This is a genomic window from Acidianus sp. HS-5 (assembly GCF_021655615.1).
In the GTDB taxonomy this organism is placed as follows: Archaea; Thermoproteota; Thermoprotei_A; order Sulfolobales; family Sulfolobaceae; genus Acidianus.
Genome location: NZ_AP025245.1, coordinates 635,291 through 658,863, shown reverse-complemented (window position 1 = coordinate 658,863; position 23,573 = coordinate 635,291). Strand labels below are relative to the sequence as shown.

At 34.4% G+C, this 23,573-nt stretch carries 25 protein-coding genes and 1 pseudogene; 15 read left to right on the top strand and 11 right to left on the bottom strand.

What is annotated here, in order from left to right:
- Positions 1-2: 2 nt before the first annotated feature.
- From HS5_RS03465 to HS5_RS03435, 7 genes are all read left to right on the top strand, one after another.
- Positions 3-248 (top strand): DUF4898 domain-containing protein, encoded by a 246-nt coding sequence (locus tag HS5_RS03465; protein WP_236752733.1) that lies wholly within the window; start codon positions 3-5, stop codon positions 246-248.
- 130 nt (positions 249-378) lie between these two features.
- A complete protein-coding gene (locus HS5_RS03460; RefSeq protein ID WP_236752732.1) occupies positions 379-1,671 on the top strand; it encodes a hypothetical protein in 1,293 nt (430 codons plus the stop codon).
- Positions 1,672-1,990: 319 nt separating this feature from the next.
- Positions 1,991-2,467 carry a hypothetical protein gene (locus tag HS5_RS03455; RefSeq protein ID WP_236752731.1) on the top strand — a complete coding sequence of 159 codons (477 nt, stop codon included), beginning with the start codon at positions 1,991-1,993 and terminating at the stop codon, positions 2,465-2,467.
- Between the two features lie 95 nt (positions 2,468-2,562).
- Complete coding sequence (locus HS5_RS03450; RefSeq protein WP_236752730.1) at positions 2,563-3,504, top strand: SPFH domain-containing protein; 942 nt, start codon at positions 2,563-2,565, stop codon at positions 3,502-3,504.
- A gap of 125 nt (positions 3,505-3,629) precedes the next feature.
- A complete protein-coding gene (locus HS5_RS03445) occupies positions 3,630-3,911 on the top strand; it encodes a hypothetical protein (protein WP_236752729.1) in 282 nt (93 codons plus the stop codon).
- Between the two features lie 86 nt (positions 3,912-3,997).
- Positions 3,998-4,393 (top strand): hypothetical protein, encoded by a 396-nt coding sequence (locus HS5_RS03440; RefSeq protein WP_236752728.1) that lies wholly within the window; start codon positions 3,998-4,000, stop codon positions 4,391-4,393.
- A 377-nt stretch (positions 4,394-4,770) separates the two neighbouring features.
- Complete coding sequence (locus HS5_RS03435) at positions 4,771-5,097, top strand: hypothetical protein (protein WP_236752727.1); 327 nt, start codon at positions 4,771-4,773, stop codon at positions 5,095-5,097.
- Here HS5_RS03435 and HS5_RS03430 read toward each other — a convergent pair.
- Together HS5_RS03430 and HS5_RS03425 are read right to left on the bottom strand one after the other, a co-directional pair.
- A complete protein-coding gene (locus tag HS5_RS03430; protein WP_236752726.1) occupies positions 5,083-5,508 on the bottom strand; it encodes a hypothetical protein in 426 nt (141 codons plus the stop codon). The two genes, HS5_RS03435 and HS5_RS03430, sit on opposite strands and share 15 nt — an antisense overlap.
- Before the next feature lie 146 nt (positions 5,509-5,654).
- Positions 5,655-6,977, bottom strand: coding sequence for an APC family permease (locus HS5_RS03425; RefSeq protein ID WP_236752725.1), 1,323 nt, complete (start codon positions 6,975-6,977; stop codon positions 5,655-5,657).
- A gap of 163 nt (positions 6,978-7,140) precedes the next feature.
- On the opposite strand from HS5_RS03425, the gene HS5_RS03420 reads away from it, so the two are divergent.
- Together HS5_RS03420 and HS5_RS03415 are read left to right on the top strand one after the other, a co-directional pair.
- A complete protein-coding gene (locus HS5_RS03420) occupies positions 7,141-7,524 on the top strand; it encodes a PaREP1 family protein (protein WP_236752724.1) in 384 nt (127 codons plus the stop codon).
- The gene (locus HS5_RS03415) at positions 7,493-7,819 is read left to right on the top strand and encodes a PaREP1 family protein (RefSeq protein WP_236752722.1); all 327 of its coding nucleotides are present in this window, start codon (positions 7,493-7,495) and stop codon (positions 7,817-7,819) included. Before HS5_RS03420 ends, HS5_RS03415 begins: the two co-directional genes overlap by 32 nt.
- Before the next feature lie 99 nt (positions 7,820-7,918).
- Here HS5_RS03415 and HS5_RS03410 read toward each other — a convergent pair whose 3' ends face one another.
- The gene (locus HS5_RS03410; protein WP_236752721.1) at positions 7,919-8,830 is read right to left on the bottom strand and encodes a mechanosensitive ion channel family protein; all 912 of its coding nucleotides are present in this window, start codon (positions 8,828-8,830) and stop codon (positions 7,919-7,921) included.
- 173 nt (positions 8,831-9,003) lie between these two features.
- Here HS5_RS03410 and HS5_RS03405 point away from each other — a divergent pair, with 173 nt between their 5' ends.
- On the top strand, positions 9,004-9,201 hold the full coding sequence (locus tag HS5_RS03405) for a zinc ribbon domain-containing protein (protein ID WP_236752720.1): 198 nt from the start codon (positions 9,004-9,006) through the stop codon (positions 9,199-9,201).
- Between the two features lie 664 nt (positions 9,202-9,865).
- Positions 9,866-10,345, top strand: a complete 480-nt coding sequence (locus HS5_RS03400) for a PaREP1 family protein (protein ID WP_236752718.1) — start codon at positions 9,866-9,868, stop codon at positions 10,343-10,345.
- Positions 10,346-10,419: 74 nt separating this feature from the next.
- Here the strand turns inward: HS5_RS03400 and cobB are convergent, their stop codons facing one another.
- The 4 genes from cobB to HS5_RS03380 form a co-directional block, all read right to left on the bottom strand.
- Positions 10,420-11,160 (bottom strand): NAD-dependent protein deacetylase, encoded by a 741-nt coding sequence (gene cobB / locus HS5_RS03395; RefSeq protein ID WP_236752715.1) that lies wholly within the window; start codon positions 11,158-11,160, stop codon positions 10,420-10,422.
- Complete coding sequence (treH1, locus tag HS5_RS03390) at positions 11,160-12,920, bottom strand: alpha,alpha-trehalase TreH1 (protein ID WP_236752714.1); 1,761 nt, start codon at positions 12,918-12,920, stop codon at positions 11,160-11,162. Before treH1 ends, cobB begins: the two co-directional genes overlap by 1 nt.
- A gap of 122 nt (positions 12,921-13,042) precedes the next feature.
- Complete coding sequence (locus tag HS5_RS03385; RefSeq protein ID WP_236752713.1) at positions 13,043-13,435, bottom strand: type II toxin-antitoxin system VapC family toxin; 393 nt, start codon at positions 13,433-13,435, stop codon at positions 13,043-13,045.
- On the bottom strand, positions 13,432-13,656 hold the full coding sequence (locus tag HS5_RS03380) for a CopG family transcriptional regulator (protein ID WP_236752711.1): 225 nt from the start codon (positions 13,654-13,656) through the stop codon (positions 13,432-13,434). Before HS5_RS03380 ends, HS5_RS03385 begins: the two co-directional genes overlap by 4 nt.
- A gap of 142 nt (positions 13,657-13,798) precedes the next feature.
- Between HS5_RS03380 and HS5_RS03375 the strand changes: the two genes are divergently transcribed.
- Positions 13,799-14,938 (top strand): hypothetical protein, encoded by a 1,140-nt coding sequence (locus HS5_RS03375; RefSeq protein ID WP_236752710.1) that lies wholly within the window; start codon positions 13,799-13,801, stop codon positions 14,936-14,938.
- A 442-nt stretch (positions 14,939-15,380) separates the two neighbouring features.
- Here the strand turns inward: HS5_RS03375 and HS5_RS03370 are convergent, their stop codons facing one another.
- The 3 genes from HS5_RS03370 to HS5_RS03360 all read right to left on the bottom strand — a co-directional run bounded on the left by HS5_RS03370 (position 15,381) and on the right by HS5_RS03360 (position 18,089).
- Entirely contained in the window at positions 15,381-17,192 is a 1,812-nt protein-coding gene (locus tag HS5_RS03370) for a serine/threonine-protein kinase (protein WP_236752709.1), read from the bottom strand.
- 545 nt (positions 17,193-17,737) lie between these two features.
- Positions 17,738-17,923, bottom strand: a complete 186-nt coding sequence (locus tag HS5_RS03365; protein WP_236752708.1) for a hypothetical protein — start codon at positions 17,921-17,923, stop codon at positions 17,738-17,740.
- Positions 17,901-18,089 carry a hypothetical protein gene (locus HS5_RS03360; protein WP_236752707.1) on the bottom strand — a complete coding sequence of 63 codons (189 nt, stop codon included), beginning with the start codon at positions 18,087-18,089 and terminating at the stop codon, positions 17,901-17,903. The genes HS5_RS03365 and HS5_RS03360 overlap by 23 nt, the downstream gene beginning before the upstream one ends.
- Before the next feature lie 713 nt (positions 18,090-18,802).
- Here HS5_RS03360 and HS5_RS03355 point away from each other — a divergent pair.
- Complete coding sequence (locus HS5_RS03355) at positions 18,803-19,639, top strand: DUF973 family protein (RefSeq protein ID WP_236752706.1); 837 nt, start codon at positions 18,803-18,805, stop codon at positions 19,637-19,639.
- Positions 19,640-20,082: 443 nt separating this feature from the next.
- Positions 20,083-20,897 (top strand): annotated as a pseudogene (locus HS5_RS03350) (hypothetical protein).
- 985 nt (positions 20,898-21,882) lie between these two features.
- Here HS5_RS03350 and HS5_RS03345 read toward each other — a convergent pair.
- Positions 21,883-22,326, bottom strand: coding sequence for a hypothetical protein (locus HS5_RS03345; protein WP_236752705.1), 444 nt, complete (start codon positions 22,324-22,326; stop codon positions 21,883-21,885).
- 41 nt (positions 22,327-22,367) lie between these two features.
- On the opposite strand from HS5_RS03345, the gene HS5_RS03340 reads away from it, so the two are divergent.
- A complete protein-coding gene (locus HS5_RS03340; protein WP_236752704.1) occupies positions 22,368-23,453 on the top strand; it encodes an MFS transporter in 1,086 nt (361 codons plus the stop codon).
- Positions 23,454-23,573: the final 120 nt, after the last annotated feature.

The window sequence follows — 23,573 nt, the reverse complement described above, 5'->3', positions numbered from 1 at the left end:
TTATGGAATTGTATTTGAGTGAATGTAAGAGATTAAACGAAATTCCTTTCAGCTTAGTTGAAGACTATATTAATTTCTTTAACTTTATTCTTCCACCTAAGCCTGCTGAAGTTTTGGTAGTAATCCCAGAAGGAAAAATTGGTGAATCTGAAGTAATTAGATATTCAATAAGCAAAATAAGGCAATGTAACGTAAAGATTTTGGTAAGTAATAAAATAAAAAAGAAGTTCATTCTCTGTATGAAATAGCTTACCGAACGCGTAACTAGCATGAGTCTCACCTATCTAAAAAATAGGCAACGAAAAAGCTAAATATTTATAGAAATACTCTATATACATGCGAGTGAATCTTAATAGAAAGTTAAGGTTATTCCTAATTTTGGCTCTAGTAATACTCACATTAACATTAACATATACTAACGTAATGGCTTTTGAAAATTCTTTCCGCCCTGAATTCGCTGGCTACAATACTGCTGCTTATGACAATATTTATTATACAGCGTTAGAGAAACCGAATCCGTTTGCTCATGGTACTAATGTAACTATTTATAAACCTATAATAGAATATGAGAATCTGAGCATTGTTGCCTCTATAATACTTTATGCAAATTACTCAAAGGTACTAAATACCGAGGAATTGATTAACGTAACTCACTTCCCGACTTATATAGCAAAATACCTAGTAGTAAAAATTACTAACGTGTCAACTTTCAAATATCGCATAATACTATCAGATATTGGAGTATATAACATAACCTTACTTTGTGGTACTGCGATTGGGCAATTATTATTGCCCGTCTCTACACTCACTTATGAGCTAAATAACTTCTCACGATATATACCGGGTTCTTATGAGATAGTATTAAAATTATGCTATAATAACAAGATGACCTGCACAATCATATGTAAACAAGGCTGTTGCCTTAATTTGAGGAATAATAACCTCGTAGTGCTTTATGAGGGAAAGATTAAGGAGAACTTCGTAAATGTTACTAAAAATTATTTTCCAACACAGTTACTGCAAGAACTCTGTATTCATATTAGGAGTTATCCTTATCAAAGTAACCTTACGTGCTATAAGGTGGTTGTAAATACTACTTTAGGATCTTTAATTTATAAACAGGTAAAGATGAACTCTACAATAATACCGCTTAACCTTACTAACATATCAAACTACGTCTCTTTATTATTATATAAGTATAGAGTATATTCTTCTGGTTATGATATTCTGATTTATATTAAAAATAAGGCAGGCAATTATACATTATATCCTCTAGTCATGATAACAAATGACGGAGGAATTATAACTATATCGTCCTACAATTCAACAGTGAATACTCCTATTTATATTAAGAGAGACTTTAATCGGTTAAATTTTGTATATTCAGCAATTCCTGCAGTCGCATTAATTTCGTTGTTATTTTTAGCGAAAAATAAGGATGAGAGTGTTTTAGAAAGGACAATGAAGAAGTTAAAAAAGGTGAAAAAGATACTTATTGAAACTACAGAAAGGCCTATTGTTAAAGAGGTTGTGAAGGTTAATAGCGTAGATGATATAATAAAATACTCAGCAAATTTAGGAAAGCCAATAATTCTTTATAAGGAGAAGAATTCTATTGAAGTTTGGAGTATAGATAATAACATAGGTTACGTATTCGCAGTAAATATCTAAATAGTTTTTAAAGTTAATACTTTAGTTTCTTTTATTTATTTTTAAACCGATATGACTTTACATAAATAAATGTAAACTATCTATTATGATAAAAAAGTAAAAAATTTTTATGGGATCTTAAATAAATAATTAAAACTCTAGGGTATATCTTACACTTATATACGAATATTTTTTATCAAATAAGCACGTATATTGGTTTACTTTTTATCTATTTAAATTCTAAAACACTTTTTAATTCCGATGTTAATCGCCTAAACTACTTGAAAACATCATTTAAGATCTCATCAAAATATTTTAACTCCTTGATTAAAATTAAATTATGCCTAAAGAGTTAACTCCTCTTGAAAAGTTGCAGTTACTCGTTCCAGGGTATAGAGGGTACAAGGTAAAGGATTTAATAAGACAGGACGACTTCCTGATTAGACAGTCTGTAATATCGAAGTTAGAGAACGCAATTAATAATATTTCACAGCAGGAATCCCAGCTAGCGTCGATAGAACCTTTCTCTCCTGCTTTAAAGAAGATGGAGTATTTACAATCTCAACTTAGGACAATAATAGGAATAATAAATTCCCAACAGGGTAGCGGTGGAGATGTTTATGCAAGGTATAAAATACAGACTGAACAACTTGATGATATTGTGAATAATGACCTTAATATGGTCAGTATTGCTAATGATATACTGAATTTTTCAGTTTCTGCAGACAATGTTGATGCAATGCTTTCAATGATAGGTAAGTTAAAGGAAATTATAATAAATAGGAATAAATTGCTGTTCCCTCCTGAAGCTAGATAAGATAATTTGTAGACTATATAAAATCCATTTGCCTTATTTTTAGTATATGGAAAATCCTTTTAAATTGTTACTATATAATATTTTGTAGATGTAAAATGTCATTTAGAGGTCAAGTTGTAAGTACTGAACTTGAGAATGGAGCTTCCTTAATGCCTCAAGACTCTATAATTTTTAGGTATCCAAAGGAGAACATAACTTCAAAATCACTATTTATAGTTCAACCTACTGAGAGGTGCATAGTAATAATCCAAGGTCAAATAGCAGGGGACCTTCCTCCTGGAACTCACAATATTCAATCACCGGCAAATCCTGTTTCAGCGTTTTTATCAAAGTTTAGATACCAATCCTTACCTTACGATACCGTAGTTTACTTTGTTTCTACAACAAGGCACGAAGTTAGAGTTGCAGGAATAAGCCAGACTGACGATTTAGTTCCATTAGAGTATGAAGTCGCAGTCTATTTTAGAGTCCAGAACCCTTCACTGCTAGTGACTAATGTACAGTTCGGTTCACAATACTTTAAGGACACTGATTTAGCTCTGTATATTAACCCAATAATAGACCAGGACGTAAGCCAAGTTTTAAATAATGTGAAATTAGTAGACGTATTTAAGAAATTCGCAGATATAACAACTGCAGTTACTGCAGGTTTAAAGACTTTCCTCAGCGAAATAGGAATAGATTTAATCTCAGTAAGAATAACGAAGCTAATACCTCAAGATCCAGAGCTTAGGAGGATATTACAGTTAAGGGACTTAGGAATTGAAATAAGTGACGCAATAAGGTTAGGTTTAGCCAGAGTTTTAGCGGAGAGGAGTGATCCCTCAAGCGTTAATATGGCTTTGGGGACTCCTTACTTCCCTCAGTTATCAACAATAGTAATAGGTGGATATTATTACCCATATTTAGGAGGAGCACCTACTACGCACACTACACCTGCTCCGCCAACTCATAGTGGGCCTGTAGAAAATCCTGCCCCAACTCAAATGCCAACAGTTCAATCAGTACTTAGGGCTGTTCTAGGAGGTGGTAAGTAATAAACAGTAGAGAACTTAGCTGGAATATCGCTGCAGGTATAGGTTATTCCTTTATTTTAACAATTTTAATGGGAATTATTTATGTTATAATGAAAATATTTTATCCGCCTACTATATTCAGTTTAGTGCCTTTATTATCATTGGTAAAATGTCCTGCCCTTGGAATTATACAATTAATAATTCTGGGACTAATGGTAGCTTTTACTTATCCTGTTAGGACAAGGGTTGCCGGTGAATCATTAATGGTTATAAGGAAATTATCAATGATTGCTGTTTTAAGTTATTTATTATTTTCACTTTTGCCAGTAGCCTTTAAGGTTGATTATATACAGACATACGTAGGTCTTATAATTGCAGCAGACGTCCTAAACGGGGCTTTTGCAGGAGTTTTAAGTAGTATAATTTAATTTTTATCTAGAAATAATCCTAAAAGCTACTCAACACTGTAATTTTGGCAGTAAAACTAATATAGCAAATAGTAAAAGTAGTAAGTATGCAAATCTCTCCAATAATAGGCGTAATAATAGGATTTATCATATCATGGATTATAATTTCTATCCCCGTTTGGCTTGCATCAAAAGTTTTCAGTAGTGAATCTTCGTTTCCAAAGGCTATGGCAGCTACCCTCGTCTCAATTATAGTATTTATAATAATAATTGCATTATTCGCTTTTATATCTGTAGTAATCAGTTTTCCACTCCTTTTACTCCTAGGTTTTATAATAGGCTTCATAGGTATTTTAGGGGTATATAAGTCTATATTTGATGTAGGCTGGTTAGGAGCATTCGGAATCGCAGTATTAGCTTTTATAATAACCATAGTTATTGACGTTATTTTAGGATCAATAGGATTAGGAGCATTCTCGATAATGCACTTATTACATATATAGATGTTGTAAAACAATTTATTTTATATATATATAGTCATATTTCTTGATTTTCCAATAATGATTGTTGTTAATTTAAAGCGCCTTATATCTTCTAATGATTTTTAATTGTTGCAGCATCATAAAATATTTCTTTTGGAATACTAATAATTACTTCCTTATTCTCGACATTCTTAGGTAAAATAAAGCTAAAGAATATAGTGTAATCAGAGATTAGAGATCTGGGCACCTCTTTATAATAAAAACATTCGTCATTTAATTCCATCTGAGTTTCCATTTAAGATTATAAAAACGTTGGAGTAACATCTTAACCTAAGGATTTAAATAAATGTACTATTTAGTGTAATACTCTTTTATTCTTTATTGTCAAAGTAATACTCATGAAGGTAATACAATCATTATACGATAGATCAATGAGCGAACACGGGTTATTTGCTAAAGATGTTCTTGACGAGATTATACCAAGACTTAAGGCTAACGCACATTACTTCAGAAGTAAAGGAAGCATATTTTCTTTAGCGCCTTCAAATAAGTATATTTGGACTGCAAGGATAAACATAAAGCCTTTCTACGTCACGTTGTGTAAATACAGTTACACTTATTGGACACTTCCGGACTTAGAACTCAAAATGATAGATTGCTACAGACTGAAAGGAGAAGTTGAGGAATATTTTAGGAATAAATTCTCAATATTAGTTGAAATCTGAAGCCATCCTATGTTTATACTCATTAACAATATTGAAGGACAGAGCGTCCATTTCATTATCTCCTATAAAAGGTACTATAATTTCTTCCTCAACTAAGTAAACTAGATATTTAATTTTCTCGTTAGCAAACTTTACGTCTTCAAGAAGGTCTATGTTATTGCATTTGCCGAAGGATATTAAAATCTCATCTATGCATTTTACGTATCTTCTCATAAAAGATGTGCAATCTTCCTTAGTTTCCTCACCGTTGATTATTGTTTTATTACCAAGTTCTATACATGTTGTTTTCTCGTTAAGTGAAAATAATTCAAAATTTTCTGAAAGTTGGACGTCAAGGAAGCCTGAGGTTGTTTTGAAGCCTTTCTCTATTATCTTACCATCTCTTGTTATACCTACAAGAACAAGTTCCATAAGAGAAATAGGCAAATTAAGGTTAAAATAATTTCACAAGTTTTTATACTTTCTAAGATTTTAAATGGCCTTTTCTCCGACGTGCGAAAAGTGCTCATAAAATTTGAGATGCGCTATTTTTCTTAACTATTGAGCATACAAAGATATTATTCTTCTGAGGATGATGAAAGCATTTCCTTAATTTCTAAGTAGAAGAAGCCCAAAACTATCCAACCTAAGAATATATTTATCATTATTGGTGAAAATCCGGCAAAAGAATAAATTAGCACTCCTATACTTATTAAAGACGCTAATACTCCTACGCTTACCTCCCACCAGTGTTTATTAGCCCTCTTTGCGGTTATCCTAACTAAGGATAAATCTGCTGAGCCGTGTATAAATAAGTTAGATATTCCTGCTAAACCTCCTAATATTAGGAATACATTGTATAAGTTCATAAAATATGTTAAAACTACTACGATAGAAGTGAATATTCCAGCTATCAAAATCTCAGCATATAACGGCTTTCCATTAACGTCTTTTGCAAGCATCGAAGGAAAAACTTTATTTTCAGACATAGCCTTCACAGTCCTCGAATTTGCTAGGATATAAGCCATTCCTCCTAAAGTCCCGTCGTTTAACGCTATGAAACCCAGGGTTATTGCGCCTATTATTCCAAAATCTGTTAAAAGGTACTGAACTAGGTTTCCGGTAAAGTCTACTGCCCCGAGAGAATAAAAGAAGAATGTAGCTAGCAGTCCTCCGTAAAATACCACAGCGACGGCAACTTTTCCTATGCTCTTTGACGAAGCATCGTAACCTAAGGGCGCAATTGACCCGTAACCAGTAGGAATTCCCAGCCCAAAGACTACTGCCTCAAAAAGTGAAGGAGAGAGACTTCCTGAAAACGGATTATAGAAATGCCATCCAGAATCTCTTAGAAAAAATATCGATAGTGCTACTAAAGCTATCATTTCAGCTGTGGACATTACCATTGCGTATTTAGCTGAAGCATTAACTCCAGCTATTACTAGCCCAGAAGCTAGACCGCTCACAATTAACGCTAGTAGCCACTGGTTAAGCAAAATTCCAGGAGTAAAAGGAAGAATATTAAGAATGGAGTAAAGTACGTAAGCACCGCCTGCTAATAGAGTTCCTCCATAAGAGAGCGCATAAGCTAGGTAAACCCACCCTGTGCTTGTTCCCAACCTTTCCGTAAGTGCATAGTAAGCGTAAGTGTAATAACCTCCACCCTTCTTGAACCTGCTGCTCAGCCTTTGGACGACTATTCCGTTTAATGCCACTACTGCAGTCGCTATTAACATTGCAAAAGCTCCTTGAGTTCCGACCAAGGATATCATTACAGTACCGAAGGTAAGTAGGGAGATAAAAGGAGCTTGACCGCCAAAGGAGAGGAAAAATAAGTCCGCAGTAGAAAGTTTGCTCTTTGTTCTGCTTTTGTTAATCTCTACTGGATTTTGATCGTTCATAAACTATAATCATGGAGGAAAATTATAAGGCTTACTTACATTGTAAATTTGATAAAATAATATTATGGATATAAAAGAAATAATAATTAAATTACTCTTTCTTTTATAATAATAGATCTAGAAGAGAGTAAGAATTATTAAGGTTCTTTCTAAATTTTATTTGATGCTAATTCAAACTTCCTCTGACGTATTATTATCAATTGCTGATGATCTTCTTTCTAGGGGTGACGTTGTTCAAGCTTCTGAAAAGTATTATAAGGCTGCTGAGGAGGCAATAAAACTCCTAACAATAAACTTAGGATTAAAGGATATTCTTAATGCTGCCAAGGAAACTGGCTGGGATTTAGCGACTTTACATAAAGCTGTTGTGGAAATATGTAAAAAAATGAATAATGAGGATATATTTGAGTATTGGGAATCCGCAATAGTATTACTTACCGTAGAGAATTTAAGTTTAGATGCAGTAAAAGATGAGGCAGAAAACGTGAGGAAACTTGTTAAAATCAGCGACGAAATTGCAAATAGAGAATTGGATAAAAGAAGCTAATGATCTTCTTTCTAGGGGTGACGTTGTTCAAGCTTCTGAAAAGTATTATAAGGCTGCTGAGGAGGCAATAAAACTCCTAACAATAAGGAAAAATCTTAACATATTAAGAACTGTGGAAAGCCAAAAAAGATGGACGTCTTCTACATTATTTGAAGCTGCAAAGAACTTGGGAGTATACAAAATCTGGCATTCTGCCTGGTATTTACATGTTTTTGGATTTCATGAAATGATATTAGATAAAAATGATGTAGAAAAGATTTCTAAAGTAGTAAAGAAAATATTATCTCTGATATAACACGTGGTCCACTATAATATATAAGAGCTAGTGTAAATGTAATATAAAAAATGATGAACCGTGTTTCAGCTGACTTGTGAAGAAAATAGCTGTTCTGACTTAGGTTTTGTTTATTGTTACCGCCTTTATTATCCTACTTCTCAGGAGGAGTAGTCTCTTAAGTGCTTCAGACTTTGCCTTTTTCCAGTTATCTACGTCAGTGACTATCCTCAAAGATACTATAACGTTCTCTTTATCGCTCTGCTCACTCAAATATGGTCCTTCCTCAATTTCGAAATCCTTCAATTCCTCTTTAACCTCCTCCAGTAACGAGTTTAAGTCAACTTTATCCAAAGGAAATTCTACTCTTATACTTACGTAAAGCTTCTTAGACAGCTTTGAAGTGTAGTCAACTACTGAAGATTTTAAAAGGAGGGAATTAGGGATTCTAAACTCCCTACCGTTCTCTAAGATAAGCCTTGAGTAAAAGAGGTCAATCTCAGCAACAGTCCCTTCTAACCCTTGTTCTATGTATTCTCTTGAGAAAAACTTGTAAGGAGGAAGGTTTGCTGGCATGTAAGGTATTTGAGAATTTAGAATCCTTATGTGGTCTCCTATAGAGACAAATCCCGTAGTTATAATGAGTATTCCGGCAAAGAAGTTTTCTAACACTGGCTGTAAGGCTAAACCTAAGACGAGACCTGCAAAAGTTCCTCCAGCTAACGCTTCTGCAGAAGTTACGCCGAAGACTGCAAGGACTCCTATGAAAACCAGAATGTAACCTAAGTATTTTACAATATTAGGAACTATAACTACGGCAGTTGACTTTGTTGGTTTCCTTTCAAGGGCTTCCCTTACTCCGTCTGAAATGATTATTGTAAAGTAAATTCCTCCTATAACTATGCTTAAAGCTCTCGTCGTTATTATAACGTCAGTTGATACGTTTTTTATACTCAGTAAGAATAAATTTAATGCAAAAAGTGAGAAAGAAATTAAAATTCCTATAATGAATTTTTTATAGAACTTTAGCATAGTCTTTATTCTCTTGAAAGCATTTTATTCCTTTTATAAAGCTGATTTAATCCCTCATTTTCCAAATAAGGAATATCTAGAGTTTTTGCCTCATATTCTCTAATTTATACTAAAACTTCTATAGTAATACATACAGAGCAATGCTTATATCTTAGGAAAATTGTATTTAGACAATGGTTAAGTATTGTCCAAAATGTGGAACTGTTAATGATGATAATGCTGATAAATGCAGTGTATGTGGTCATGAATTTTCACCAGATCTATTAGACGAAGTAAATGTTGAAAGTAGGAATAAGTTTGAATCTCAAGCTAGGGGAGCTATTCCTGTAGAATCATCATTATCATTAATACCAACAATGTATGATGAGTGATATAGTAAATACAGTGCAGGGTTTTTAACTAGGTTTTTTGTTGCTTTATTGTTCCCAATATTATTCCTAGGAAATCCAATTTAAGTAAAATCATCGATAGTATAGAAGTAGACGAACTTCCAAATGACTGGCATGAGCTCAAGCATAAGGTTTATAGATTCTAACGTATTTATTTATGCGATTCTAAAGCCGAGAGTAATAAGTGAGAAAATATCTAAAATGAAAGAAGGGCGAAAGAAATAGTTAGTAGAATAAAGGAGAAGTGAAAGTGCTTACTACAGTAGTTCATATTTCAGAAGTGGCTAATATCGTCGAGAGTTTATCTAATTTGACTACTTCTATTGGAATAGTTTAAAATATTACAGTGAAAGAAATTATAACACAAGACTATATTTCAGCTGTCAACTTTGCTAAGAAGGTAGCATAAACGACGTAACATACGTTATAATGATGAATGAAATTTACACTTTTGATATAAAACGTTTCGGAAAACTGAATGTAAAGATATTTAGTATAAAATTATAATCTGATGAAAACTCTTGGCAACACTTCTATTTATAGGCTATTTGTAGCGTATTTAAGTTAATTTGTATTATTTGATAAAAATTATCCACACGAAAAATGGTAACTAAATCTTTAATTACTATTAAGATAAGGTTAAACTGTGGAAGTAACAAAACCTTGGGTTGATGATAAGAAATATAAACAAGACAGATTAGCAGAGGCTAAATATGAAGCTGAGCTCGCTAAGAGGTTTTTAGAAGACGGGCTAATTAGAAATGCTGCAGGTAAGGCTTTTCAAGCCTGGAAAGCCTTGTTGGCTTCGCTTTCCGTAGACTATATACAAGAACTTTCTAAGTATTTTAAAGGAAAGAAGAAGATGAGAGACGGAAGAATAGTAGATTATGTAGAGTGGATAGTTGCGTTAATGCCCACTAGTAAAATGAGTAACGTAGCTCAAATTCTTGATAGTTTAGTAGGGAATAATATAGAAGCTTATACTGATATTGCAATTAAACTTCACGAATTTCAATATAACGGTTTAGATAAAAGTGGAGAGATAAGCAGATATTCATCAATAGAATTCGTAAAAATGGACTTGGAAAAACTACTGAAAGCTATTGAAAAATTTATGACTAGCTAGGTATAAAAACTGATACACTATTGTTTAATGGTAGTGCCGTCATTGTTAGCAGGTTACTCTATTACGTCGTCACTCTACTGTTTGATTTTCTCCTCAATTTTCTCAACAATCCTAGGTAGAGCAATCTCAATGGGTTCCCTAATAATAACATCAGCCTCTCCATCTAAAGGGGTCTCGTCAGCATTAATAATAATAAGTGAACCCCCTCTCTCCTCTTTTACTATCTGAGGAATCAAATTTGCAGGGTAAACTGTAAGTGAAGAGCCGACAACTAGCACTAGGTCTGACTCATAAGCAATCCTGACCGCAAAATCAATGTCCTTTACTGCTTCACCGAAAAGTACTACGTCAGGCCTAATTACCCCACCGCAGGAGCATTTAGGAGGTAAGTTTCCCCTATCTATCATTTTCAGTACTTCTCTAGAATCGTACTGCCTAAAGCACGATGAACAGTAGGACTTCTGCATAGTGCCGTGAAGTTCAATAACATTCGTAGAGCCTGCCTTTTGATGAAGGCCATCAATGTTCTGAGTTATTACGTATTTTATTAAACCCATTTTTTCCAGCCTTGCGAGGGCATAGTGAGCCTCATTAGGTTTTGCATTAAAAAGTCCCCTCATTCTGGTTGAGTAAAATTCCCAGAATCCTTTCGGATCTCTCCTAAAATAGTCTATAGATGCAATCTCAGGAGAGTATTTCTTCCATAGACCTTCCTTACCCCTAAAGTCAGGAATTCCTGAGGCAGTACTTATTCCAGCTCCAGTAAAGGCTATTGCATAAGTTGAAGATAAGAGAAGTTCAACTACCTTGTCCATTAACTCTTATCCTCCTTCTTTTCAGCTTCAGCTAACTCATCTAGAGCTAGTATTAAATTAGCCTGAGCAAAAGCTTGTGGGTAATTTCCAGTGAACTCTTCCCTATCTGGATCAATGTGTTCACCAACTAGGTAAATTCCGCTCGTTGCGTTAAGTATTCCTTTAATAATATTCTTTGCCTCTTGGAGTCTCCCTAACCTTATGTATACTCTTGCTAACCATAGTGAAGCTAAAACGAATGGATACTTCGCCTCTCCTAGGAAGTCCCTCTTATACCTCTTTAGCTGACCTCTGTAAAGCAACTGCTTCTCAATTTCCTTCAAGGTGTTTAAGAAAGTCTCGTCTTGCACGTCTATGAAACCGTAGATAGGTACTGTGAGCAGAGCGGCATCAACTTCATTACTTCCTACTTTCTTTACAAATATTCCGTTATTTACTCCGTTTTGCAATACCCATTCCTTAATTTCATGTCTAGTCTCCTTCCACGGATTTTCCTTGCCTATTGCATTCATTAATTTCCCTGCCCTATCCAGTGCTACCCACATCATTACTTTAGAATGAGTGTAATGTCCTTGTACTCCTCTTTCTTCCCATATTCCTACGTCTTCTAACTGCCAGTTTTCAGAAACCCAGTCTGCAATGTATTCTATTACGTCTGTGTGGCTCTTTATGTAATTTTCGTCACCAGTAGCTTCATAGTACTTATAGAAGGCGTCGAGGAAGAAGCCCTCTAAATCCAGCTGTAATTGTCCTGCAGCAGCGTTTCCAACTCTTACTGGTTTTGAGTTTTCATACCCAGAAAGCCAAGGTATTTCTTCCTCTTTAGGAGGAACAGAGCCGTCTATTGAATATAAAGGATATATGAATGGTTTTGATGTAAACGACACCATCCTAGAGAAGAATTCTATTATCCTCCTAGCCTCTGCTGAAAATCCTGCAGAAATTAATGCATCTGCAACTATTGAAGAATCTCTAACCCAAGCAAAACGGTAATCCCAGTTCCTTGAACCTCCTTCAATCTCAGGAAGAGAAGTTGTAGGAGCTGCAACTATTGCACCCGTTGGATTATAAAGCAGTCCTAAAAGAACTCCTACGGAAGTTTGGTAGGCGTCAAGTAATTGATCTCCGTTATATCCATCAATTTCGATTTCAGCAATTTTTCCCTTACTCCTTCCCCTCTTCATAGTATTCCTCCAGAAAGTTATAGTCCTTTCAAATCCCCTGGCAACGTCAAACTTTAACTCCCTCTTTCCGAAGATTCCGAACCTGTCGTCCTTAAAATATCCCATGTAAATGTAACCTTCTCCGTAAACGGTCCAAGAGTTTTCAGAAATTTGGTCTAGTTTGTCGAAAAGTAAGTGGACTTCTAGGAATTCTGAACTCTCTGGATTGGAGAACTTGAATACTTTGTTAGACAGTCTTTCTACAGTTGCAGGACTTTTACCGTAGTTAAAGGCAGGGAGGATAGAGACTTTGAGGGGATTTTTTGCAATTATTTTCCTAACGAGTCCGTGCTCTCCGTGCAAAAGTAAGTCTGTAATTTCGCTACCGTCTTTTAATGTAGTTGAGAGTACGTTTGGGACTACGTATTCTTGTTTTACTACTTCTCCGGAGATGAAAAAATGACCTCCCCTCTGAGGGTCTAAAATTGAGGAAAAGACTGAGGGCGAGTCGTATCTTGGGAATGTTAACCAGACTATGTCAGTGCCTTTTATTAATGCCCCAGTAAATTCGTTATTAATGCAAGGTAGAGATTTCACAAAATTAGAGAAGTTTAGAAGATAATAAGCCTTTTACAGCCCATTGAAGGTAAAATTATGTAAGATATTAATGTACCTTGTACGCGTAGTTTTAATCGACTTTCAAAGTCACGAAAGCTCTACTAACTATTAATTTCATTAACTGAAAGTACATTAACCTTACTCTTAACCTTGTCTGTAAGTTTTTTATCTTCCGTAACTATGGGTAATGATAAATCCATTGATAGTTGGACGTATGATGCGTCATAATATGAGATCTTATAATCTAATGCAACTTTTTCGACTTTTACCTCATCTACGTCTATTACGTTCATTGTTTCCAATACTTTTGATATAAAATTAATTAACTTAAGTCCCTCATCATCACTTAGCCTTTTATGTAAGATCACTTCTTTCCAAACAGCGTTTCCTAATTCAAACTTGACCAAAGGAACCGTGTAATTACCTCCTAGTAATGCAATTCTCTTTTCGACGATTAATCTAAATATTGAAGAAGCATCAAAAACATAACTCATCTGCTATCTCTGTCCTCTCTAATACTTTTAACTACGTCTTCTACTCTTATTTTGCTTAAAACTTCATCATCTATCTGTTTTTCCAACTCCTTAGCTTTAGCCTTTTTTACCTCGTTTAACAAAGCTTTCCTTATCACCTCTGCCTCGTCTATATTATATTTCTCAAGCTCTCTCTTCAACTCCTCAGGAATTCTAACAGAAATAACTATAGTCTTGCTCATAATATATTATCAAAACTGTCTAATTAAAAGGTTTACTATTTGTAAACACAATCTCAATTGCTGTTTGCGTGAAATGTGTATTTTACGCCAAAGTTTAATAATAAGCCTACACGATTTACTATTAATCCGAGTGTGGTTAGCTATGATCATTAACTCTGGTTACAATCTACCGCCAACTGGACCTACTAAGAGTAACATACCACTAATTGCTGGAGTTATTTTTGCATTATTAATATCTACAATGGGCGGGTATTTTTATTATAAAGGTGTACCAACTAATACTACAACGCAGACCTCTACTACCTCACCATATATCTCGTTAGAATGTGAATGTTATGCAATATCGTTTAACGGTATTAATCAGTACTTTATCGCTCCGTCTTTATATATAAATATTAATGGCCACAATATACAAGTAGGGCTTTTCAATTACGTAGCAATGAAATACCACAAGGAGACAATAGTTATTAGGGCTTACTTAACGCCTCACACTCAAGGAGTCCTATTAGGGTTATCAAAGGACGCCCTTCCTTCTAATACTCCAAGTTCTGGCTGGATGCCTTTAATTTACATGAGTGACGGGAAACTAATAATAGCTGAAGAAAATAATCTAAGTGTACCTTATGAATTTTTGGCATCTTCTCTAGGTAGCTCACTATATCCAAGATTTTGCGAACCAAGAGCAGCAGTGTATGTAAATATAAGGAGTCCAGGCTTCTATTGGATCATAATAGAAGAGAGCATTGTTGATCATAATACTACGGTCGTAAGCGGGTTTATTAATATGAACGGGGAGCTCATAGCCTCGTTCTATGCACCTGCGCCTAATGCTTCATCGCTTTTTGATGATAACGGCCCATATAAGTATAACTTAATCGGTAATTCATTCACTAAAAGCTGGCCCCTAACAAATGGAAATTGGTACTCATTTAACGGTTTCATAAGTACCATAATAGTCTATCCATATTTATTTTCCTCATCGCAACGAATCAATCTTTTATGTAAAAATGAGATTCCTAAAGGATATTTTACCCTTTTCATAGCCTCAAGCAAGTGGTATAATAACGAGACTGGGATATGGCAGGCATATAATAACCCACAGTTGAAACTGGTGGGTAAAGGAGACCCAGTACTGTGTAGGGTTATTCCAACACATACTAGCACAACTAATAGTAGTACTAGAATAAATAACACAAATCCAGAGCAGGACTTTATATCATTAGATGTAGTAGTTAACATAGTAATTGGTATAGTTACTCTAATATTAATTAAAAGAAAGTAATTTCTATACTTTCATTATCTCAAATTTACGTAAATTTATATCGTCTTTCATGATTTTCAGAGTTCTTGATAAAAATAACGACAAACCTCGCCTTTTTACGGTAGACCCAAAATCTGATTGTGAAAATAATTTCTATCGGCTAATAATCTATAAGAATTTAATGTGATTAGGTAGTCGATTTCATGTAAAATTTTTAGAAATTTCTAAGCGTATATGAGAGTTGTTCTTAAAGATTTTCATATAACGAATTCATAAAACATTTCTGAGGAGTTTCCTCAGGTTAAGGGAGCTCAACTCCTCTTTGACTTCGCACTTTCATCTAGATGTTTATCTAAAAACTCTATTAACAATATCGAAATTCCGTTGGAAAAATAGAGCAATTGCTACATACAGAGATTTTATCTAGTCAGACTTATAATTATAGTCTTAGATTAACATTAAATTAACAAATGGTGGGGTTAAATCCCCTTATCATACGTACTACATCTCTTGCTGTAGGCCTTTTGCTAGGGTTTATTGAGATCATAGATTTAATTGTATTATCTACTGCAGGATCTATACTAAAGTTCCACCTCATTAGCTCAGCCTTTCTAACAGCTTTTTTCACGCAATCCATGTCACCCTTCACATAACAGTCAACAGCCTCATTCATCTCGTTTAAGTCTGGTCTGTCTATCTTACGCGTTAGGAGGACGTAAGCGGTCATACCTAGTGCGAATATGTCAAAGTCAGGCCTTGCATTACCTTCGAACACGTCCGGTGGAGCATACTCAGGAGTTATTTGCTTAACCCTACCGTTTACCTTAACTGCACTGCCCAAATCTCCTAGCTTAAAGTTCACGAAATCTAGATCTGATGGATCTTCAGGCTTAACGTCAAGGAAGATATTCTGAGGCTTTACGTCCATATGTACAAAACCTTGAGAGTGAATATAGTCCAGTGCATTTGCTACTTCACAAATAGCCTTCATTACAGCCTTCTCCCATCTGGAGCTATAGAAGAACGTATCATCCTCCAATATATCCTTTAAAGTTCCACCTTCCATTAACTCCATTACTATCATAGGCGGGTTAGTTAAATACAGGTCAGTCTTATCGTTCAATATCTCTTTTATGACGAAGGAGTCAACGTTGATTGCATAAATCTTTACGATATTATCATGGTTAGAGAGATTTATTAAGCTTGAAGCCTCACTTGTGAGTTCATTAAAGTATTCTTCCGGCTTACCGCCGTAAAGTTTAAACACCTTAATAGCTACATCCTTACCTTCTACCTCACCCTTTAGTACATAGCCGTTTCCGCCTTCTCCTATTACCTTTTTAATATTATAAATGGAAAGCGTTCTATTTACCCATACTTTCGGGTCCCAGTCGTTCAGATTTGTCTTCATGAGGACTTTGGATGGAGTATGAAGCATATTCGACATAGGTATGAAGCTAACTATCTTAACTTTACCTACCTCGGCTTGTATGGTATTTACGACTGGAGTATAAGTTATACCACGGCATACAGTATCGTTAACAGTTATCATCGAGTTAGCAGTTAACTCTAGGACGTAACCTAGAACGGAATGAATACTAGGAATATATGCCTTTCCATTCACATATACTGTCGGTGGTTGGCAGTTTGAAGGTAATCTGAATATTATGGTAGCTATATTGGATTTATACTGTATATTGTGCTGTATACCACCTGATACTCTTCTTAATTTGGGGGCTGAAGTAATATTGGCATTTCCGGCAGTGTATTGTAGCGTTTCCATACTCAACGGGAGGGCTGAGGTAATATACAAAGAATTAAGCATGACAAAATCTTGTATAGAAATCCCTGCAACGATCTCAATAATTAAGTTGACTGCAATATTAAATACAATCAGTAAGATCCCCAGTCTGGTTATCATTCTTTCTCTCTTCCCGCTATACATGAGTAATAATCCAGGAATTATCCCGAGGATTGAGAAATAAGCAGTCACTACGGCAGCGAAGTATGTTAATCCAGGCTCTGTAAAGAAAACGTATATGATGGGATAGAGGTAGGTAATTAGAAAGATGTAGACAAGCGATTTAAACATTCTAGGTGAAATGTCTATAAAAAAGAACATCGTCAAAGCAACAAACCACGTTATAGCATAGATAATGAGTAAGTTTGATGAATCGTGTACGGGTAACGCTAAAGATATTGAAGCCGTCCATAAATATAAGAATATCCCAAAAAGGGCGCTAGCAATTGCTTTATTATCATTATAGCCATTCACGTTAATAATTTGTGGTATCGAGATTAAAAATTTGGATCATAATCAGGCTGATTTTCCATAAATCCAAAGCGTATAATGGTCTCTATGTCAAATACATAGGAATTCAGAGGTTAATTCGCTTGTTTATGTACTAATTATAATAGGTAATTCATGTAAAATACCAATATATATGAAATATTTCTTAATTAATTTTTAGGAAATTTATTTAAAATATACAAACTATAAGGATTTAGAACGAGTAAAATGCAGGCCAATAATAATAAATGATAGTTAGCTTTTAATTTGCTTATTACAAATTAAAAATGATTAGGATATTTCTAAATAAATTTAATAAAATAGTTATCTACATTCTTTAAAGACATAAAATCCTTAATTCTCAATCTTGTTGGAATTTATGTTTAAAACAGAGAATTCTCTAGTAAAATCGTATATTTAGAATCATATTCTGTTATAATCTATTTCTCTTAAGATTGAGCCAATTATAGAATATTTACCCTTGTTTTCTTTCATTATAAAATTATTAACTAATGACTCAAGGGCTTTACTTAGTTCTTTATCATCAACTTTGCCAGGTTTATTTCTACGCCACTCTTAATATCTTTCCATTCGTTATCTAACTTAACTATCTCCATAACTGTCAGATATAGCTGTTTATTTTGCTTATCCTCTAGAAAATGTCTGTACTCCTCGGTCATTATCTCCTTACCTTCATCTATAGCCAAGTGCATCATTAAAGCTCATCTTTCTTACAGCATAAAAATTCCCAAAAAGTGTAAGCCAACCTATAATTCCGTCAAGTTTTTCCACGACGTCTTTGCATAGATTAACCCTGGTTTCTCCATTCCCCTCCTTAGGAACTCTAAAGATTTCTCTTTTACTGACTGGCTTTAAATCCAATTTTACTGGAGGTCTGCCGTAGAGAGGAGAAGACGAAGGAGGGTTATTATATTTTTAGCAACTCCTATGTAAGTACCAGTAAACGCAAACCTTACCTTATGATTCGTTGCAAACATAGTGCAAAGGACATCCAAACACTATTTGCTAGCTTGATACAATTCTTGTACCTTATCTAAGCCTATAACAATATCTTCATCTATTGAGTTTAAAAGTTCTATTAAACTATAAACTACTTTAGTATTCTTTTTAATCTCAATTTAAGTACTATCAACAGTAAAATTTATATTAAACTTGATATTAAACTGGATTTTCTTCTTATTTATTTCAGAAATAATAAGGCTCAATAAGGAATTTAAACTCTTTCCTTCTCACGGTTTATGTAAATTCCTTTAAAACATGTTTTCTCCTTAATTCATTTATACTCGTAATAAACTAGTTTTCTCTATTTCTATCTGACAACCAATAAGTAACCAATTGTCAGAAAGAATTTGATTTAAAAAGTAGTCAAGTTCTTCATCCCCGCCGAAGAGTCCCCTTCCTCTCTTCTTTAGGGTGCAAACCAAATAGTAAACTGTATCCCCTACAATAACTGGTCATACTACAGTTAAAAGTTTGGTCTTGAATAGCTTAACACTAGCTTGATAAAATTTTATATCTTTACAAGGCTTTATAACTATGAATAATTTTTTTATTAGCTTAGGTAGAAAACTAATATGAGCTTTCAAAGTGACGTAATTGGGTTACAGAAATTAAAGGATGCTTCTCTGTGGTTTATAGTTGTTACCATACTATCTTTTATAGGAGAAATTAATAGTACACTTGCGTTAGTATTCGCAATAGTTGATTTGGCAATCCTTTTTGCAGTAGCATTACCTAAACTTAAAGATGCTTTCCGAACTTTAGCCTCAACCGGAAAGGACGTGTCAAAAGGACTTACTGGAATAAATCTAATTATTCCTGCGATAATTATTGAACTATTAGGAGGATTAATAGCAATTATGGGATTATTATCTGTTAGTCCTGGATTACTACTACTAGGTGGGGGAATTGCATTAATAGCAGCAGTAATACTATTTATAGCTTACCTACTCATAGGTTTAGTAATTTACAGTTTAGGTAACTTTTACAACATTGATATGCTTAAGATAGGCGGGATATTAATAATTATCCCGTTCATCTCCTTTATTGGTTGGATATTAACATATGTTGGAGTCGATGATGCCATTAGGAGGGCAGGAGGTGTAATTCCTCAAGCTCCAACCTTTCAACCGCAAGTTTATCAAGTAGGTATCGGAGTAATAAGAGTTGACGGAACTGCTAATATTACCCTTTACTCATCAACTGTTGTAGGCATAGTAAGCGCGTCAATAGATAATACATTATATAATACAGTGGATATTACACCTAAAACTTTGATGGTGGGAAATAATCAAGTAACCATGAGATTTATAGGAGTAACTGGACTAATTCCAGGAAATAATTATTACTTGACAATTTATTTATCTAATGGAAGTAGTATTAAGGCAATGGTAACTTGTACTGCGACATGAATATTATTAATAACGCTAATTAATTTTACATAAAATGATAATATTTTTGAAACCGCCTTCTGTAGTTAAGGTCATATAGCCTAGTATAATTCAGGTTTTCATTGCGAATTCGCTTTGTTTCTACAACGAGGGGATAATATTACTACTATGCTCGTTAAACACTAGTGCTTTCAAAAAGTTTACAGCCTTAGACAAAGGGATGTAACATTAAATCATAGTCTAATAACTTTTCCAAAATACTAACGTTAGTGTAATAATTTAATTGAATATCTCTTTTATAATTCTCTATTATTCCAATTAGCAATGGATCCGTGAATCGTCCAGTCTATGGCCTTTCACTTCCGGTAATCTCATAAACAATTTAAATTTGGTAAGAAAATAACTAACATGTGAGCAGTGAAAACATCGTAGAAAGCATTATAAAAAATCCACAGCTCTTATCAATGCTAGCTGATAAAGTATATGAGAAACTAAAAGATGAGATTGTAATAAAGAAGCTTGAGGAAAATACTGCAAGCATAAAATTCTTACAAGAGACAATAAAGTCGTTACAAGAAGAGGTGAAGAAGCACACAGAGGCGATCACGTCGTTACAAGAGGAGATGAAAAACACGGTTAGTCAATCACATCTTTGGAGGAGGCTGTGAAATCACTACAAGAAGAAGTGAAGAGGCAAGGTGAGGCCATAGCTTCATTACAAGAAGCAGTAAAATCATTGCAGGAGACTGTAAATAAACACTCTGAAGCAATTGCATCACTCCAAGAGGAGGTTAAAAAGCACGGTCAAGCGATTATAGCTTTACAGGAGGCTGTAAAGAAATTAAGCGAGGCAGTAGCAGGACTTAGGAAAGAGCAGAAAAGGCTGTCCATTGAAATAGGGAGCTTTACGAGGAGGGCAGGAAGAGGAATGGAGAGGGCAATGTTAAACCTTTATAAGAAAGCTTTACAACTCCACGGCGCAGACCCTAAGAGGGTAGTACACGGCAAAGTTACAGACACACAAGGGGTAATAGAAAAAGGGAGAATATTTGAGGTCGATTTTTACGAAACAGACGACTACGTTTACGTATTTGAAATAAAGAACTATGCGGACGAAGATACTGTAGACCAGATATTTATTAGGAAGAAGTTATTCTCTGCACTTTACAATAAACCCCTAAAGGTCTTCGTTGTCGCCAATTATATTGATAAGGAAGTTAAGGAGGAGTTAGAAAAGGAAGGCGTTGAAATAATTGCCTCTTACGTAGTAGAAGATTAAATAAGATATTACTTACTATTAATCTAACGTTCACATTTGGTTTCTATTTGCTACTGTAGACAGCCGGAATATCTAAAAGAACCCACAAATGTCTTATAAAAAATAAGACCATAATTACTTTTTAATCTTCTCAATTTCCTTAATCATCTCTTCTTTTTCACTATTCTCCTCTTTTCCATAGCTTTTCCATCTCATTAACTTCCTATCTAGGCAAAGGTTCTACAGTTGCTGAGAAGTTTAGTAATCTTCAAATATTTATAAAAATGGGGTTCAAGAGACGGAAAACTTTGCCGTTTACGGTAAACCCAAAATCAATCAGCAAATTCAATGAAAAGTCTTCATATTTTTCTTTATAAATAAGGAATATACGTCATTATGCTCATAGTAAAGAGTGTTAAGAATAATGTATCGATAGTCGGCGTAAATAAAGCAGATTTCGTTATTTTTATCATATTATTTTCTAATATCGTGATGATATTCCTCAATTCACTTGTGGAAATATAAAAGATCTAACATCACGCTTAGAAATTTCTAAAAATTTTCATAAAATCAATGAGTATGGACAATAATTTTGTTAGGATACAAATTATAAATTTAGTTTCAATTAACAAATGAATGAAATTGTTGTCCACACTCAAATCAATTACCCAATCACACTAAATTTTATAGACCATTATTAGCCGACAGAAATTATTTTTACAATCAGATTTTGGGTTTACCATTTACGGTTAGGTGTAAAAAGTTAAAAATGCAAGTGATATTTAAGCTTTAGTAATTACAGATTGAAGAATTACGCTTGTAGAATCGTTTATTATAACCTTTTCAGTTATTTGAAGAACTTTTTCAAATAGAATAGCATCTTTTAAACCGTAAGAAAATAACTCCCACCAAATGTGTGAAAAGTAATCTGCAACTTGTAACGGTGAATATAATGGAGTTAAAGATCTAGACGAAGTAATTTTTACGTTCTTTTTAACAAGTTTTGTTAGAACTTTATCAAATATTTCATTATCGTAACATAAAAGGACTTGCTCGCAACTTTAGATAATAAGGCTAGCAATTTCCTCTTAATTTCATTTCTATCTAGTAATACTATAACTCTTCCTTTAACATTATATTTTATTAAAGAATCCAAAAATACTTCCCTCACTCTTTTATCGTCATGATAAGCGTGGAATACGTAATTTTGCTTATTAATGGTTTTCCTAGCCTCATCAACTGCTTTTCCTATATTACTTTTCTCTATTGAAGAGCTATCGTCTGAAATTACGTAACCTATAACATAAGGTGATGTAACGTCATGGTCTCCGGAAGTATCTATACCTAGAAAGTGCATAAAACTTTTATTAAGTATAAAGATATATATTGTTGATGACGATGAAGCGGAACCTCCTGTGTATGCAGGGGGATGATGTGGAGGATTATCCATAATCTCCTAATTTTATATATTAAGATCTAATCTTTATCTCAATGCAAAGGTTTAAGATCTTCGCCTACAGCTGGGTAATAACTTTCCTACAACTACTCTTCCGCTCAGCCTGGGGTATCATATCAGTTCCGGTGGCAATGGAATTCCACTTAACTTCAGTACAAATCGGTTTAGTCTTAACCTTGTTTTACGTAGGTTACGTAATATCTTCAACGCCTTGGGGATTATTTATCGACAGTCACGGAGTAAGACATGCGATCCTCATTTCCTCCTTATCCTCATCATTCATAATTCTTCTCATATTCCTCTTCCCCTCTTACGACGTAATTTTAATATCATACTTGTTAGCCGGCTTTCTGGTCTCTGCACTATTTCCTTCATCAGTAAAAATCGTTTCTGTAAAACTCTCTCCACTTTACTTTTACCTAGGAATACTTGAGAGCTCTGCACCATTTGCAGTACTCTTACTCAGCTTAATTTCCGGTCTGCTTTATGAATACTGGAGAATATTTTACCTCCTACTTTTCGTAAGTCTGCTCTCGGTGTTCTTCATAACGTTATTCATGGAAGAAGAATACGCAAGCAGGAAAAGGAGGGAAATGAGACTACTGTTCACTAAGGCAATAATCCTTTCTATCCTAGTAAGGTCTGGAGAAATGTGGATCTCATGGGGGACTACAGCTTGGTTATTTCCCTTTCTAGTTTTATACTTCCACTTTAGTTGTTCTTCCTTGATTTTCCTTCTTTTCTCCTTAGGTCTAGTTTCATCTACAGCAGTTTCAAGCAAACTTCCAGGCTTAATAGGGGAAAAGAAAGTAGTTCAGCTTTCCCTGTTCCTTTACATTCTCTTACTCTTTCTCCTCTTCCTATCTAGGATAGTCTGGTTATCCTTCTTCCTTGGAGTTTTCTCATTTTCCTTTAGGTCTCCCACAGATTCAATGATAGTAAAATTTGCCGGGAAAGAAAACTCTAGCAGTTCCATAGGCATTGCAAATACAATTTCACAAGTAGGTTCTCTATTGGCTCCAGTGAGTATAGGCCTTGCAGTAAAGTTTTCCCCAGTGCTAGGAATTTTCACTCTCTCAGGAGGGGCTTTTCTTTCCTTAGCTGTCTCATTTTTAATTTAATGTCAGAACGCAGGCCTCTCTTCACCGCTCATTATTGCTGTAGATTCTTCATCCCATATAAAAAGAGGTTACTCAATTTAAAAAAAGGTATCTAAATGGGACACGGAGAAAAATATTTTA

What these genes read in the sequence shown, in the direction of transcription:
- HS5_RS03410 (WP_236752721.1), bottom strand. Translation starts at nt 8,830, where the DNA reads ATGCTAAAGTTCTATAAAAAATTCATTATAGGAATTTTAATTTCTTTC.
- cobB (WP_236752715.1), bottom strand. Translation starts at nt 11,160, where the DNA reads ATGGACAAGGTAGTTGAACTTCTCTTATCTTCAACTTATGCAATAGCC.
- HS5_RS03355 (WP_236752706.1), top strand. Translation starts at nt 18,803, where the DNA reads ATGAGCTTTCAAAGTGACGTAATTGGGTTACAGAAATTAAAGGATGCT.
- HS5_RS03385 (WP_236752713.1), bottom strand. Translation starts at nt 13,435, where the DNA reads ATGAGTTATGTTTTTGATGCTTCTTCAATATTTAGATTAATCGTCGAA.
- HS5_RS03440 (WP_236752728.1), top strand. Translation starts at nt 3,998, where the DNA reads ATGCAAATCTCTCCAATAATAGGCGTAATAATAGGATTTATCATATCA.
- HS5_RS03365 (WP_236752708.1), bottom strand. Translation starts at nt 17,923, where the DNA reads ATGATGCACTTGGCTATAGATGAAGGTAAGGAGATAATGACCGAGGAG.
- HS5_RS03455 (WP_236752731.1), top strand. Translation starts at nt 1,991, where the DNA reads ATGCCTAAAGAGTTAACTCCTCTTGAAAAGTTGCAGTTACTCGTTCCA.
- HS5_RS03380 (WP_236752711.1), bottom strand. Translation starts at nt 13,656, where the DNA reads ATGAGCAAGACTATAGTTATTTCTGTTAGAATTCCTGAGGAGTTGAAG.
- HS5_RS03375 (WP_236752710.1), top strand. Translation starts at nt 13,799, where the DNA reads ATGATCATTAACTCTGGTTACAATCTACCGCCAACTGGACCTACTAAG.
- HS5_RS03425 (WP_236752725.1), bottom strand. Translation starts at nt 6,977, where the DNA reads ATGAACGATCAAAATCCAGTAGAGATTAACAAAAGCAGAACAAAGAGC.
- HS5_RS03405 (WP_236752720.1), top strand. Translation starts at nt 9,004, where the DNA reads ATGGTTAAGTATTGTCCAAAATGTGGAACTGTTAATGATGATAATGCT.
- HS5_RS03450 (WP_236752730.1), top strand. Translation starts at nt 2,563, where the DNA reads ATGTCATTTAGAGGTCAAGTTGTAAGTACTGAACTTGAGAATGGAGCT.
- HS5_RS03340 (WP_236752704.1), top strand. Translation starts at nt 22,368, where the DNA reads ATGCAAAGGTTTAAGATCTTCGCCTACAGCTGGGTAATAACTTTCCTA.
- HS5_RS03420 (WP_236752724.1), top strand. Translation starts at nt 7,141, where the DNA reads ATGCTAATTCAAACTTCCTCTGACGTATTATTATCAATTGCTGATGAT.
- HS5_RS03430 (WP_236752726.1), bottom strand. Translation starts at nt 5,508, where the DNA reads ATGGAACTTGTTCTTGTAGGTATAACAAGAGATGGTAAGATAATAGAG.
- HS5_RS03435 (WP_236752727.1), top strand. Translation starts at nt 4,771, where the DNA reads ATGAAGGTAATACAATCATTATACGATAGATCAATGAGCGAACACGGG.
- HS5_RS03345 (WP_236752705.1), bottom strand. Translation starts at nt 22,326, where the DNA reads ATGGATAATCCTCCACATCATCCCCCTGCATACACAGGAGGTTCCGCT.
- HS5_RS03465 (WP_236752733.1), top strand. Translation starts at nt 3, where the DNA reads ATGGAATTGTATTTGAGTGAATGTAAGAGATTAAACGAAATTCCTTTC.